A 13,654-nucleotide genomic window follows, 5' to 3' on the forward strand; every position below is an offset into this window, starting at 1 on the left:
CGTCATACCTCAAAACCGCCTCAGCGCAGCGTATTTCGCGTATATCGACTAATGCAATGTAATTTGTTTGTGCGAAATCGTGTTGATTTGCGCGCGGATCATTTCGCTGATCGGGTCTTCAGGACACTGTTCGACGAAATAGTTCAGATCCAGCAGCGCAACGTGGTCGCACTCGAGCTGGGCGTATATCAGCCCGCGGTCGCGAATTTCGTACGGATCTTCCGGATTGAACTGCAGCAGCGCTTCGCTGGCGCGCAGGGCCAGCTCCATCTGCCGCTCTTCCATCAGCGCCGATTTTAAGGTGTCGAGCAGCTTGTGGATCACTTCCGCGTTATCCGCTTCATCAAGATCCTCATTGAACAGCTCGGCCACCGGGCTAATATTGCCCTTCAGCCACACTTCCAGCGTGTGCTCATTGAGCGTTTCCCCGTTGAACGGGTTAATCAGCCACATCTCTTCGCTGGTTTCAGGGTCCGCGCGCAGCAGCATCTGCGTCGGGAAAATCACCGGCACCACCGGCAGAGACATGCGCTGGGCAATCCACAGCACAATCGCCCCTAGCGAGGCGGCGCTCCCCTGACGGTTAATCAATACTTTATCGATCCACAGGGCATCGGAAAGCCGGTAGACGCCGTGGGAGTCTCTGAAGCCCCATTCATGATAGAAAAGCTCCAGCAGCCGCTCCAGCTGACGCTCCTGATCCCACGAGGTCGCGATCTCTTCCTGCGCCAGGCTCAGCAGCCGCTCCAGTTCGTCCTGCACGTAACCCGTTGGAAAGTCGTCGCGGATCAATTCAGAAATGAGGACCATTCCATCGCACAGTGGCGCTTTATTAAATTCGAAATCAGCTAGTGACCTCATGACTTACCCCAGTAACGGTGTTCTTGTGATGGCGAGTTGTATGATGATGAACAACACCACCAAAGCCAGCAGGAAGGCGATAAACCTGCTCTGCTGGCTGCGCGGACGCCGACGGCCCAGCGCGATAAAACCCAATGCGATGTAAATAATAACGCCAAATAGCTTCTCAGTCAGCCATGTGCCGTCTTCAGTAAACGGCAGATAGTGCGTTATTGCCATTAATCCGGCGCCGCTGAGAAAGAGTAGCGTGTCGCTGCAGTGCGGGACGATGCGTACCCAGCGGCGGTTAAGCCACGGGCTGCCGCTGTAGCTCCACCAGTAGCGTAACGCGAACAGGCTGACCGACACGACCACCGCCGCAATATGCAGATACAGCACTGCGGTAAACAGATTCATACGCCAACCTTCTTATCCATAGCCGGAAAACGTCCTAACGTCAGGCGCTCGTTATCGCCGTAATCGCGGCAGGTCACCACGTCGAGATATCCCGCATCGTGGAACAGGCCGCGCACCGCGGCGCCCTGCTTCCAGCCGTGCTCCAGCAGCATTAAGCCGTCAGGGGTCAGGAAGCGACGCCCTTCGCGAATGATGTGCGCCAGATCGGCAAGACCGCTATCGGCGGCAACAAGCGCCGTTTTCGGCTCGAAGCGAACGTCGCCCTGCGCAAGATGCGGGTCGGTTTCGTCGATATAGGGCGGGTTGCTGACGATGATTTCAAACTGCTGGCCCGCCAGCGCGCTGAACCAGTTGCTCTGCAGCACCCTCACGTTGGTGATGGCAAGCTGAGCCGCGTTGCGCGCGGCTAACGCGGCGGCATCGGGCATAAAATCGACCGCCGTCACTCGGCAGTCCGGACGCTCGCTGGCCAGCGCCAGCGCAATCGCGCCGGTGCCGGTGCCTAAATCGAGGATCCGACACGGCGTCGCCGGCAGTCGCGCCAGCGCCTGCTCGACCAGACACTCGGTGTCGGGACGCGGGATCAGGGTCGCCGGCGACACCAGCAGCGGCAGCGACCAGAATTCGCGCTGACCGACCAGGTGCGCGATCGGCTCGCCGCGCTGACGGCGGCTCAGCAGCGCCTCCAGTTCGGCCAGTTGGTCGTCGGTCAGCGCCGTTTCGCCAAAGGCGAGGAGGTAAGTCCGCGCCCTGCCGGTCACGTGTCCCAGCAGGATCTCCGCGTCGCGGCGTGGGCTTTCGCTGTCGCTCAGTCGGGCAATCGCCTGCGCCAGCCACTGTTGAAAAATCATCATTCCTGCTCGGAAAGCGCTGCCAGCTGGTCGGCCTGGTACTCCTGGACAATCGGCTCAATGAGCATATCCAGCTTACCTTCCATCGTTTCATCCAGGCGGTAGAGCGTCAGATTGATGCGGTGGTCAGTCACGCGGCCCTGCGGGAAGTTATAGGTACGGTTACGATCGCTACGATCGCCGCTGCCCAGCAGGTTACGCCGGGTAGACGCTTCCGCCTGCTGACGCTTGGCCACTTCGGCAGCGCGAATGCGCGAGCCCAGTACCGACAGCGCCTTGGCCTTGTTCTTGTGCTGAGAGCGTTCGTCCTGACACTCAACGACGATACCGGTCGGCAAGTGGGTAATACGAATTGCGGAATCGGTGGTGTTAACGTGCTGCCCGCCCGCCCCAGAGGAACGGAAGGTGTCGATACGCAGGTCGGCCGGGTTGATGTCCGGCATTTCGGCTTCCGGCAGCTCCGGCATCACCGCGACGGTACAGGCGGAGGTGTGGATACGCCCCTGCGATTCGGTCGCCGGTACGCGCTGCACGCGGTGGCCGCCGGACTCGAACTTCAGCCGGCCGTAGACGCCGTCGCCGCTGATTTTGGCAATCACTTCTTTATAGCCGCCGTGCTCGCCTTCGTTGGCGCTGAGGATCTCAACGCGCCAGCGGCGGGCTTCCGCGTAGCGGCTGTACATGCGGAACAGATCCCCGGCAAACAGCGCCGCTTCGTCTCCGCCGGTACCGGCGCGAACTTCGACAAAGGCGTTACGCTCATCGTCGGGATCTTTCGGCAGCAGCAGAACCTGCAGCTGCTGCTCCATCTCTTCGCTCTTATCTTTCGCGTCGCGCAGCTCTTCCTGCGCCATTTCGCGCATCTCCGGATCGTCGAGCATCATCTGGGCGGTTTCAATATCATCCTGCACCTGACGCCATTCGGTATAACAGCGCGCAACGTCGCTCAGCTGCGCGTACTCGCGCGACAGCGCGCGGAATCGATCCTGATCGGCGATGGTCGCAGCATCCCCCAGCAGCGCCTGAACTTCCTCATGGCGTTCGTACAGAGCTTCCAGTTTGGCAACAATAGAAGGCTTCATAGGTGTGAATTAACCCTGTCCTGAAAAAAGAGAGAAATGGCGCTATTCCAGCCCGAGGCTGTTGCGCAGAATATGCAGACGTTCATCGTCCCCGTCACGGGCAGCCTGCTGAAGAGATTTGGTTGGCGCGTGGATCAGGCGGTTGGTCAACTTGCGCGCCAGGTCCTGCATGATTTCCTGGGCATCGCCGCCCTGCTCCAGCGCCGCCAGCGCTTTCAGCGTCAGCTCCTCGCGGACCTGTTCGGACTGGGAGCGATATTCGCGGATAGTCTCGCTGGCGCTCTGGGCGCGCAGCCAGGCCATAAATTCGCTGGTTTCCTGCTCGACGATCGATTCTGCCTGTACCGCGGCGGCTTTACGCTGCGCCAGGTTGTGCTGAATGATGTTTTGCAGGTCGTCGACGCTGTAGAGGTAGGCGTTCGCCAGCTTGCCCACTTCCGGCTCGACGTCGCGGGGCACCGCGATATCGACCAGCAGCATCGGCTGATTGCGGCGCGCCTTCAGCGCACGCTCCACCATCCCTTTGCCAATAATCGGCAGCGGGCTGGCGGTGGAAGTAATAATGATATCGGCCTCTTTCAGCCGCTCATCGATGTCGCTCAGGGCGATAACCTCAGCGCCGACCTCATCCGCCAGCGCCTGGGCGCGTTCGCGGGTGCGGTTGGCAATGACCATTTTGCGCACGTGGTGCTCCCGCAGATGGCGGGCCACCAGCTCGATGGTCTCCCCGGCACCGACCAGCAGCACGGTCACGCTGGAGAGCGATTCAAAGATTTGTCGCGCCAGCGTACAGGCGGCGAACGCAACGGAGACCGCGCTGGCGCCGATGTCCGTTTCGGTGCGCACGCGCTTAGCCACGGAGAACGACTTCTGGAACATGCGCTCCAGCTCGCTGACGTTGAGATGTCCGCGGCTGGAGTCCGCAAAGGCTTTTTTAACCTGGCCGAGGATCTGCGGTTCGCCGAGCACCAGCGAATCCAGGCCGCTGGCGACGCGCATCAGATGGCTGACCGCATCGTTATCCTGGTGCCAGTAGAGGCTGTTTCGCAGATCGTCTTCATTAAGATGGTGGTAATCACACAGCCAGCGGATGAGCACTTCCTGCAGATTATCCTGCTCCTCAACGCTGAGATAGAGCTCCGTGCGGTTACAGGTCGACAGCACCACACCTCCCTGCACCATTGGCTGAGCCAGCAAGCTCTCCAGCGCCTCATCGAGCGTGTCCGGCGAAAACGTTACGCGTTCTCGCAGCGCTACCGGAGCTGTTTTGTGATTAATGCCAAGAGCTAAAAGGGTCATTGTGAGGGAGTAGTACCAGCGTTGCTAAGGTTAGTCTGAGCGCATCATACAGGATGCGCGGAATCAATAAAAGAGACGCTCCCCTTTTGGAGTAATAGCCAATGCGTAACAGCCACTAACGGTAATTTTTTGATTTCAGACAATTTGAACGTAGACGCTACCGCCGGGCAACGCTAGCATTAAGAGTTATTATTGTAACCCGCTACACAAATCGTGTGCGTATTCACTCTTCGCCGGATTTCGCTGTAGACATCAAGGATTTGTCATCATTATGAATCGACTGCTCCGCCTGTTGCCCCTGGCAAGCCTGGTCCTGACCGCCTGTACCCTCAACGCCCCGAAAGGCCCCGGTAAAAGCCCGGACTCACCGCAGTGGCGTCAGCACCAGCAGGATGTCCGCAATCTTAGCCAGTTCCAGACCCGCGGCGCCTTTGCCTGGCTTTCCGACGAGCAAAAGGTTTACGCCCGTTTCTTCTGGCAGCAGACCGGTGAGGATCGCTATCGCCTGCTGCTGACCAACCCGCTGGGCAGTACCGAGCTGTCGCTGACCGCACAGCCGGGCGGCGTGACGCTGATCGATAACAAGGGTCAGACCTATACCGCAACCGACGCGGAAGAGATGATTGGCCGCCTGACCGGGATGCCCATCCCGCTGAACAGCCTGCGCCAGTGGATCGTCGGCCTGCCGGGCGATGCCACCGACTACACCCTCGATCAGCAGTATCGTCTGAGTACCCTTAACTATACGCAAAACGGCAAAACCTGGCGCGTCACTTACGGCGGATATACCAGCGATACTACGCCATCGCTGCCGGCCAATATGGAGCTCAACAACGGCAGTCAGCGCATCAAGCTGAAAATGGATAACTGGATTGTGAAATGATGACCCGCTGGCCCTCTCCCGCGAAGCTGAACCTGTTTTTGTATATTACCGGGCAGCGCGCTGACGGTTATCACCAGCTGCAGACGCTGTTCCAGTTTCTCGACTATGGCGACACGTTAACTATTGAGGCGCGCGACGACGGCGAGCTGCGCCTGCTGACGCCGGTGGACGGCGTGCCGAATGAAGAGAATTTGATTATTCGCGCCGCCAGGCTGCTGATGCAGGCGGCGGCAGAACGCGGGCGGCTGCCCTCCGGCAGCGGTGCCGATATCAGCATTGAGAAGCGCCTGCCGATGGGCGGCGGGCTGGGCGGCGGCTCGTCCAACGCCGCCACGGTGCTGGTGGCGCTGAATCAGCTTTGGGGCTGCGGGCTATCGGAAGACCAGCTGGCGACGCTTGGGCTGCAGCTCGGCGCCGATGTGCCGGTTTTCGTCCGCGGTCATGCGGCCTTTGCCGAAGGCATTGGCGAAATTCTGACCCCGGTCGAACCGCCGGAAAAGTGGTACCTCGTCGCCCACCCAGGGGTCAGTATTCCGACTCCGGTCATCTTTCGCGACCCCGAGCTACCACGAGACACCCCGATCAGGCCAATAAATACGTTGCTAAAATGTGAATTTCGCAATGATTGCGAGGTTATCGCAAGAAAACGTTTTCGCGAGGTTGATGCGGCGCTTTCCTGGCTGTTAGAATATGCGCCGTCGCGCCTGACTGGCACAGGAGCGTGTGTCTTTGCTGAATTTGACACCGAATCTGCCGCTCGCCAGGTGCTGGAGAAAGCCCCGGAATGGCTACAAGGCTTTGTTGCGCGAGGAGTTAACATCTCGCCGCTCAGGCTAGCCCTACCCTAAGTTGCTCCGTTTTAAGCGTGAGTAACGATAAGTACGCCGGGCAAATTGAGTTACGGTGACAACGTCACCCTGTTCCAGACGTTGCATCGTTCTCTTTAAATACACCGCCTGGATGAAACGGCGCCGCCGCACAGTTTTTGGCCCTTTTCATCCACCACTGGACGCATGCCTGAGGTTCTTCTCGTGCCTGATATGAAGCTTTTTGCTGGTAACGCCACCCCGGAACTAGCACAACGTATTGCCAACCGCCTGTACACTTCTCTTGGCGACGCCGCTGTAGGTCGTTTTAGCGACGGCGAAGTCAGCGTACAAATCAATGAAAACGTACGCGGTGGTGATATTTTCATCATCCAGTCCACTTGTGCTCCCACCAACGACAACCTGATGGAATTGGTTGTTATGGTTGATGCCCTGCGTCGCGCTTCGGCGGGTCGTATCACCGCTGTTATTCCTTACTTCGGCTATGCTCGTCAGGACCGCCGCGTTCGTTCCGCCCGTGTGCCAATCACTGCTAAAGTGGTTGCGGACTTCCTGTCCAGCGTTGGCGTTGACCGCGTACTGACCGTTGACCTGCACGCTGAACAGATCCAAGGCTTCTTCGACGTTCCGGTTGATAACGTATTCGGCAGCCCAATCCTGCTGGAAGATATGCTGCAGCTGAATCTGGATAACCCAATCGTGGTTTCTCCGGACATCGGCGGCGTCGTGCGCGCCCGCGCTATCGCCAAACTGCTGAACGATACCGATATGGCAATCATCGACAAACGTCGTCCGCGCGCTAACGTCTCCCAGGTGATGCATATCATCGGCGACGTGGCAGGCCGCGACTGCGTCATGGTTGACGACATGATCGATACCGGCGGCACGCTGTGCAAAGCAGCAGAAGCGCTGAAAGAACGTGGTGCAAAACGCGTCTTTGCTTACGCCACTCACCCGATTTTCTCCGGCAACGCTATCCAGAACATTAAAAACTCTGTGATTGATGAATTCGTCGTCTGCGATACCATCCCGCTGGCGCCAGAAATCAAAGCCCTGGAAAAAGTTCGTACCCTGACGCTGTCCGGTATGCTGGCAGAAGCGATTCGTCGTATCAGCAACGAAGAATCTATCTCTGCTATGTTCGAGCATTAATCGAGCCAGGCCAAAGAAACCCGCTAAGGCGGGTTTTTTTGTCTCTGAGCCGTTTATTCTTCCACAAAATCATTCGGCATGCGTCAAGGCGGCAAGTGAATGAATCCCCTGGAGCGTACAGGCAGTACGTGACCGGGATAAATGAACCCAGCCAACAAAGAGGCTTCCCGAAGGATGACGTGGAAATGACCAATGCCTCCTTCACCTGCCATTTAGTTGACAGATGATGCGCCCATGGATGAAACATTATCGTGAACAGATTATTTTCCTCACACGTGATGCCTTTCCGCGCCCTCATCGACGCCTGCTGGAAAGAAAAATATACCGTTTCGCGCTTCACTCGCGACCTGATTGCCGGGATAACGGTGGGGATTATTGCGATCCCGCTGGCAATGGCGCTGGCAATTGGCAGCGGCGTAGCGCCGCAGTATGGACTCTATACCTCCGCCGTAGCCGGGATCATCATCGCCCTGACCGGCGGCTCGCGCTTTAGCGTTTCCGGGCCGACCGCCGCCTTTGTGGTGATCCTCTACCCGGTATCGCAGCAGTTTGGCCTCGCCGGGCTGCTGGTCGCGACGCTGATGTCCGGCATTTTTTTAATTCTCTTCGGCCTCGCCCGCTTCGGCCGGCTGATTGAATATATCCCGCTCTCGGTGACCCTCGGGTTCACCTCAGGTATCGGTATTACTATCGGTACCATGCAGATTAAAGACTTCCTTGGCCTGCAGATGGCGCACGTGCCGGAGCACTATTTGCAGAAAGTCTCCGCGCTGATTATGGCGCTGCCAACGGTCAACGTTGGCGACGCCGCGATTGGCATCGTGACGCTCGCTATTCTGATCCTCTGGCCGCGCCTTGGGATCCGCCTGCCGGGCCATCTTCCCGCGCTGCTGGCGGGCTGCGCGGTGATGGCGATCGTCACCCTGCTGGGCGGCCACGTCGCGACCATCGGCTCTCAGTTCCACTACACGCTCGCCGACGGCAGCCAGGGAAGCGGCATTCCGCAGCTGCTGCCGCAGCTGGTGCTGCCCTGGGATATGCCGGGCTCTGATTTCACCCTCAGTTGGGCCTCGCTGCAGGCGCTGCTGCCGGCGGCGTTCTCCATGGCCATGCTCGGCGCCATTGAGTCGCTGCTGTGCGCGGTGGTGCTGGATGGTATGACCGGCACCAAGCATAAGGCGAACAGCGAGCTGATCGGTCAGGGTCTGGGCAATATCGTCGCGCCTTTCTTCGGCGGCATTACCGCGACCGCGGCGATTGCCCGCTCGGCGGCCAACGTGCGCGCCGGGGCGACCTCGCCGGTTTCTGCGGTGATCCATGCGCTGCTGGTGATTATGGCGCTGCTGATCCTCGCCCCGCTGCTCTCCTGGCTACCGCTGTCGGCGATGGCGGCGCTGCTGCTGATGGTGGCGTGGAATATGAGCGAAGCGCACAAGGTAGTGAATTTGCTGCGCTATGCGCCGAAGGACGACATCGTGGTCATGCTGATGTGCATGTCGCTGACGGTGCTGTTTGATATGGTCATCGCGATCAGCGTTGGCATCGTACTGGCTTCGCTGCTGTTTATGCGCCGTATCGCCCGCATGACGCGCCTGGCACCGGTCAACGTCGACGTACCCGACGACGTGCTGGTGCTGCGGGTTATCGGCCCGCTGTTCTTCGCCGCCGCCGAGGGGCTATTTAACGATCTGGAAACGCGTATTGAGGGTAAGCGGATCGTGGTGCTGAAATGGGATGCGGTGCCGGTGCTGGATGCCGGTGGCCTGGATGCCTTCCAGCGCTTCGTGAAAAAGCTGCCGGAAGGCTGTGAGCTGCGGGTGTCTAATCTTGAGTTTCAGCCGCTGCGTACCCTGGCACGCGCCGGAGTCCAGCCCATTGCCGGACGCCTGAGCTTCTACCCCGATCGCAACGCCGCGCTGGCAGATGTTTAACTAGCGGGATGCGGGCGTTCGCGCCTGCATCATCACCCCTATCGCCTGCTGGAGCCAGCCGAGCACCGGCGGCGTCATCCACGTCCCCTTCATCAGATGCGGTTCGCACTCCATCGCGTGGCGAAACTTTTGCTGAGTCTGCGGGCTGGTTCCGGCATACGACTGGAACAGCTCCAGCCACTGCCGCGCCAGCTTTTGCCCGGCCTCGGATGCCGGATCGGTCTGCTCAGCGCAGGCCTGATGCAGCGCCGATACCAGCCCCGGCCACTCCATCAGCCGATCGAAATAGTGCTCACGGGTAAACGCCAGCTCGTCGGCGTTGAGATAGCGCGCCCAGATCGCGAGCTTGCTTTGCGCAAAGGCGTGAGTAATGTAGTCCACAATCTCGGGTGTAATGCCGGTTTGCGCGCGCATTTGCGGTTCCGTAGCGTGCATCTCATTGAGCCGGGTGAGAAATTCCGGTCGCCCGGCGGTATCAAGCTCCAGACGCTCCATCCAGCGGGTGGCCAGCGCCACCGCCGACGGCGAGTCAGGCGGGCAGCTCTCCTGCATCAGCCGCTGCGCTTCAATAACCAGCGCCTGCCAGATTTGATTGCGCTGTTCATCCTGCTCGGCGAACGGCAGCGTTTGTAACTCCTGCGGACTAAACCAACGATCGTACATTTTCATAAGCTCCAGGGTCTGTAGCCAGGACTCCAGACAGGGTTCACGGCCGCTACCCAGTTCGTCGCGGAGCAGCACCAGCCTTTCGCGCAGCGTTGAGATAGTGCGCAGCTGCGTATCGAGGGTGGTGATTTGCTGCACCAGCAGATCGGATAACGAAAGCGAACCGCAATCGAGATGCTCCTTGATAGCAGCGAGCTCCAGCCCGGCCTGTGCCAGCGCCTTAATCATATGCAGCCGCTGAACGGCCGCCAGATCGTATAGCCGATAACCCGCCGCGCTTCTGGCCGAAGGCGTCAGCAGCCCGGTTTGTTCATAGTGATGTAGCGTACGGACGGTCATTCCGGCGCGTTTCGCCAGCTCCCCCACCTGAATTAACATGACTGCTCCTTTTGTCTGCCAGTGGCGCTACTCTGCTGCCTGACGTTACGTCAGGGTCAAGCAAAGAGTTTATCAACAGGGCAACAATATCAGCGGGGCGGTCATTGCAGGAGTAAAATAAGCAGGAGTAATATAGTCAGCCAGCCGTTAGGATGATGGCTGGCTGCAGAGCGGATACGTTGACAAAATTGCACCCGTCTGGCGACAGGTGCAAGCAACGGACTGACTTAGCTGTGGCGGTGCTGGTCGCGACGGCAGCGTTTGTCGTAGTGGCGCACCCACCAGTATCTGTCGCCAACCTGTTCATGGCCGCCGATACGCGCGCCAGCAAGCCAGAGAACGGCACCGACGAAGATGCTGAGAATCGCGCCGTGCGCGAAAAACTGCGGCAGGTCAAGCTGCGGGAGCTGGTTTAAAATGGAGTAGCCGACGCCAACAACCATGACGACCAACCCTAAACCCATCAGTACATTACCGAGTAACGAAGCGTTTCTGCGTTTCATATGTCACCTCCGGAACCTTGGGTTGCCTAAGAATATCCTCAGAACTTATAGGTGTAGTATAGACAATGGGCAGAAGATTGATTGCGTTGGCGATCACATTAGCGAACATCAAACCAACAAAAGTTTACAAATAACCTACTGAACAACATCAAATTCTAATGGTTCACCGGAGAAATTACCGTGCCGATAGCGCTGCGCTGGCAGAATTTTGTCAAGCGCGCTCGCAGACAGTACACTACGCGCCAGAGAACGACCCATGCAGGATATAAAAGTGACGATAAAACTGATTGTCGGCCTGGCTAACCCCGGTGCGGAGTACGCGGCGACACGCCATAACGCGGGCGCCTGGTATGTAGACCTCCTGGCCGACCGCCACCGCGCCCCGCTGCGCGAAGAGAGCAAATTCTACGGCTACACCTCACGGATTAACTTTGCCGGCGAGGATGTGCGCCTGCTGGTGCCGACCACCTTTATGAATCTCAGCGGTAAAGCCGTGGCGGCGATGGCCACCTTTTACCGGATTAATCCCGACGAGATTCTGGTCGCGCACGATGAGCTGGATTTACCGCCAGGCGTGGCGAAATTTAAGCTCGGCGGCGGCCACGGCGGGCATAACGGCCTGAAAGATATCATCAGCAAACTGGGCAACAACCCGAACTTTCACCGCTTACGCGTCGGAATCGGCCATCCGGGCGATAAAAACAAAGTTGTCGGTTTTGTGTTAGGTAAACCGCCGCTTAGCGAGCAGAAACTGATAGATGAAGCCGTTGATGAAGCCGCGCGCTGCACGGAAGTCTGGCTGAAAGAAGGTCTGACCAAAGCAACCAACCGTTTACACGCATTTAAAGCGCAATAACCGGCCGACGTGCGGAATTTTTGCCGCACACCGTGTATAATAGGCAAAGCTATTTACTTTTCTACAATCTGCTCAATGTAACAGGTTGATTATCCAAAGATTAAGGTGATTTAAATCATGGGATTCAAATGCGGTATCGTCGGTTTGCCCAACGTCGGCAAGTCCACCCTGTTCAATGCGCTCACCAAAGCGGGTATTGAAGCGGCCAACTTCCCCTTCTGTACTATTGAGCCGAACACCGGTGTCGTACCGATGCCCGATCCGCGTCTGGATAAGCTGGCCGAAATCGTTAAACCGCAGCGCATCCTGCCGACTACCATGGAATTCGTCGACATCGCGGGCCTGGTAAAAGGCGCATCCAAAGGCGAAGGCCTGGGCAACCAGTTCCTGACCAACATCCGCGAAACCGAAGCTATCGGCCACGTGGTGCGTTGTTTTGAGAACGACAACATCATCCACGTGAACAACAAAGTGGACCCGGCTGACGATATCGAGGTTATCAACACCGAGCTGGCGCTGTCCGATCTTGACACCTGCGAACGCGCCATTCACCGCGTACAGAAAAGGGCAAAAGGCGGCGATAAAGACGCGAAAGCTGAACTGGTCGCGCTGGAAAAATGCCTGCCGCAGCTCGAAAACGCCGGCATGCTGCGCGCGCTGGCGCTGACGGACGAAGATAAAGCGGCCATCAAATACCTGAGCTTCCTGACCCTGAAGCCAACCATGTACATCGCCAACGTCAACGAAGACGGCTTCGAGAACAACCCGTACCTCGATAAAGTCCGCGAAATCGCTGCCGCCGAAGGCTCAGTAGTGGTTGCCGTGTGCGCCGCCGTTGAATCCGATATCGCGGAACTTGACGACGCTGACCGCGATGAGTTCATGGCCGAACTGGGCATCGAGGAGCCGGGCCTGAACCGCGTTATCCGCGCCGGCTACGAGCTGCTGAACCTGCAGACCTACTTCACCGCCGGTGTTAAAGAAGTCCGCGCGTGGACCATCCCTGTCGGCGCGACCGCACCGCAGGCGGCGGGTAAAATCCACACCGACTTCGAAAAAGGCTTTATCCGCGCTCAAACTATCGCCTATGAAGACTTTATCGCTTACAAAGGCGAACAGGGTGCTAAAGAAGCCGGTAAGATGCGCGCCGAAGGCAAGGATTACATCGTTAAAGATGGCGACGTCATGAACTTCCTGTTCAACGTCTAATTAAAGTCTGTTGTCTCATGAGGTTTCAACGAATCTCATGAAAATCACAAAACACTATAAAATCCACGCAATTGCGTGGATTTTTCATTTCATAATGTCTCAACTCATCTCGTAAAAACGCTGTCAAAAATGAGTACATTGATGAGTACAACATTCTTCCATCTTCATTTTAAGTGAGTACAATAGCGGTATAAGAAATAGACAAGGACTCGCTATGCTCACTGATACGCAATGCCGCACTGCTAAGCCGAAAGAAAAACTCTATCGACTCAATGACTTCAATGGTCTCTACCTCGAAGTGAAACCCAACGGCAAAAAGGCATGGCGCTATCGGTTTAAACTCAACGGCAAATCCAGCATGTTCGCGTTGGGTGAGTACCCAACGGTCAAACTTGCCGAAGCTCGCGAAAAATGTGAGCAAGCGCGTAAACAAGTCGCGAATGGAGTTAGCCCGACACAGGCTCGCCAGTTAGATAAGATCCGCAAGGTCAACGACGCATCCAACACCTTTGAGCTGATCGCTAAAGAGTGGTTGCAGATGAAAGACTGGGCCGAAATCACCAAAACGCGGCGACTGGATATGCTTGAACGTGTGGTTTTTCCCGCCATCGGTAAGCTCCCTGTCAGAGAGATTGTAAGTATCCCACCAAAACGGCCCATTCACTTTTAGAGATCTTCCGACATACTGATTATGTCACCTGAGGAGATCGCTATGCGTAAGATCCGATTCACCGAGCACCAGATCATCGCCGTCCTGAAA

General features: G+C 57.6%; 13 protein-coding genes and 1 pseudogene. 7 read left to right on the forward strand and 7 right to left on the reverse strand.

What is annotated here, in order from left to right:
• Window positions 1-48: 48 nt before the first annotated feature.
• Genes sirB1 through hemA form a run of 5 tightly spaced genes read right to left on the reverse strand, consistent with a single transcriptional unit; the run spans window position 49 to window position 4,489 of the window.
• Window positions 49-861, reverse strand: coding sequence for an invasion regulator SirB1 (gene sirB1 / locus GVK32_RS17690; RefSeq protein WP_045858970.1), 813 nt, complete (start codon window positions 859-861; stop codon window positions 49-51).
• Between the two features lie 3 nt (window positions 862-864).
• Entirely contained in the window at window positions 865-1,257 is a 393-nt protein-coding gene (sirB2, locus tag GVK32_RS17695) for an invasion regulator SirB2 (RefSeq protein WP_159871234.1), read from the reverse strand.
• Window positions 1,254-2,108, reverse strand: coding sequence for a peptide chain release factor N(5)-glutamine methyltransferase (gene prmC, locus GVK32_RS17700; RefSeq protein WP_159871255.1), 855 nt, complete (start codon window positions 2,106-2,108; stop codon window positions 1,254-1,256). Before prmC ends, sirB2 begins: the two co-directional genes overlap by 4 nt.
• Window positions 2,108-3,190, reverse strand: coding sequence for a peptide chain release factor 1 (gene prfA, locus GVK32_RS17705; RefSeq protein WP_045858977.1), 1,083 nt, complete (start codon window positions 3,188-3,190; stop codon window positions 2,108-2,110). Before prfA ends, prmC begins: the two co-directional genes overlap by 1 nt.
• Before the next feature lie 42 nt (window positions 3,191-3,232).
• Complete coding sequence (hemA, locus tag GVK32_RS17710) at window positions 3,233-4,489, reverse strand: glutamyl-tRNA reductase (RefSeq protein WP_041146103.1); 1,257 nt, start codon at window positions 4,487-4,489, stop codon at window positions 3,233-3,235.
• 271 nt (window positions 4,490-4,760) lie between these two features.
• Between hemA and lolB the strand changes: the two genes are divergently transcribed.
• From lolB to dauA, 4 genes are all read left to right on the forward strand, one after another.
• The gene (lolB, locus tag GVK32_RS17715) at window positions 4,761-5,372 is read left to right on the forward strand and encodes a lipoprotein insertase outer membrane protein LolB (protein WP_159871237.1); all 612 of its coding nucleotides are present in this window, start codon (window positions 4,761-4,763) and stop codon (window positions 5,370-5,372) included.
• The gene (gene ispE / locus GVK32_RS17720; protein WP_161795718.1) at window positions 5,372-6,220 is read left to right on the forward strand and encodes a 4-(cytidine 5'-diphospho)-2-C-methyl-D-erythritol kinase; all 849 of its coding nucleotides are present in this window, start codon (window positions 5,372-5,374) and stop codon (window positions 6,218-6,220) included. The genes lolB and ispE overlap by 1 nt, the downstream gene beginning before the upstream one ends.
• A 183-nt stretch (window positions 6,221-6,403) precedes the next feature.
• The gene (gene prs / locus GVK32_RS17725; protein ID WP_004863536.1) at window positions 6,404-7,351 is read left to right on the forward strand and encodes a ribose-phosphate diphosphokinase; all 948 of its coding nucleotides are present in this window, start codon (window positions 6,404-6,406) and stop codon (window positions 7,349-7,351) included.
• 251 nt (window positions 7,352-7,602) lie between these two features.
• A complete protein-coding gene (gene dauA / locus GVK32_RS17730; protein WP_159871240.1) occupies window positions 7,603-9,282 on the forward strand; it encodes a C4-dicarboxylic acid transporter DauA in 1,680 nt (559 codons plus the stop codon).
• Here dauA and GVK32_RS17735 read toward each other — a convergent pair whose 3' ends face one another.
• Window positions 9,283-10,326: a MerR family transcriptional regulator gene (locus GVK32_RS17735; protein ID WP_159871243.1), complete on the reverse strand. Its 1,044-nt coding sequence runs from the start codon at window positions 10,324-10,326 to the stop codon at window positions 9,283-9,285.
• A 227-nt stretch (window positions 10,327-10,553) separates the two neighbouring features.
• On the reverse strand, window positions 10,554-10,829 hold the full coding sequence (gene ychH / locus GVK32_RS17740) for a stress-induced protein YchH (protein WP_045858992.1): 276 nt from the start codon (window positions 10,827-10,829) through the stop codon (window positions 10,554-10,556).
• A 271-nt stretch (window positions 10,830-11,100) separates the two neighbouring features.
• On the opposite strand from ychH, the gene pth reads away from it, so the two are divergent.
• From pth to GVK32_RS17755, 3 genes and pseudogenes are all read left to right on the forward strand, one after another.
• A complete protein-coding gene (gene pth / locus GVK32_RS17745; protein WP_041147674.1) occupies window positions 11,101-11,685 on the forward strand; it encodes an aminoacyl-tRNA hydrolase in 585 nt (194 codons plus the stop codon).
• Between the two features lie 117 nt (window positions 11,686-11,802).
• A complete protein-coding gene (gene ychF, locus GVK32_RS17750) occupies window positions 11,803-12,894 on the forward strand; it encodes a redox-regulated ATPase YchF (protein ID WP_159871246.1) in 1,092 nt (363 codons plus the stop codon).
• A gap of 214 nt (window positions 12,895-13,108) precedes the next feature.
• Window positions 13,109-13,528 (forward strand): annotated as a pseudogene (locus tag GVK32_RS17755) (tyrosine-type recombinase/integrase); the annotation flags it as partial.
• Between the last annotated feature and the right edge of the window lie 126 nt (window positions 13,529-13,654).

This window comes from Klebsiella sp. 18074 (genome assembly GCF_902705905.1).
GTDB classification, from domain to species: Bacteria; Pseudomonadota; Gammaproteobacteria; order Enterobacterales; family Enterobacteriaceae; genus Klebsiella; species Klebsiella terrigena.

Excerpts from the sequence above, each read along its gene's own strand:
- hemA (WP_041146103.1), bottom strand. The coding sequence starts at position 4,489 with ATGACCCTTTTAGCTCTTGGCATTAATCACAAAACAGCTCCGGTAGCG.
- sirB1 (WP_045858970.1), bottom strand. The coding sequence starts at position 861 with ATGAGGTCACTAGCTGATTTCGAATTTAATAAAGCGCCACTGTGCGAT.
- lolB (WP_159871237.1), top strand. The coding sequence starts at position 4,761 with ATGAATCGACTGCTCCGCCTGTTGCCCCTGGCAAGCCTGGTCCTGACC.
- sirB2 (WP_159871234.1), bottom strand. The coding sequence starts at position 1,257 with ATGAATCTGTTTACCGCAGTGCTGTATCTGCATATTGCGGCGGTGGTC.
- ispE (WP_161795718.1), top strand. The coding sequence starts at position 5,372 with ATGACCCGCTGGCCCTCTCCCGCGAAGCTGAACCTGTTTTTGTATATT.
- ychF (WP_159871246.1), top strand. The coding sequence starts at position 11,803 with ATGGGATTCAAATGCGGTATCGTCGGTTTGCCCAACGTCGGCAAGTCC.
- prmC (WP_159871255.1), bottom strand. The coding sequence starts at position 2,108 with ATGATTTTTCAACAGTGGCTGGCGCAGGCGATTGCCCGACTGAGCGAC.
- GVK32_RS17735 (WP_159871243.1), bottom strand. The coding sequence starts at position 10,326 with ATGTTAATTCAGGTGGGGGAGCTGGCGAAACGCGCCGGAATGACCGTC.
- ychH (WP_045858992.1), bottom strand. The coding sequence starts at position 10,829 with ATGAAACGCAGAAACGCTTCGTTACTCGGTAATGTACTGATGGGTTTA.
- prfA (WP_045858977.1), bottom strand. The coding sequence starts at position 3,190 with ATGAAGCCTTCTATTGTTGCCAAACTGGAAGCTCTGTACGAACGCCAT.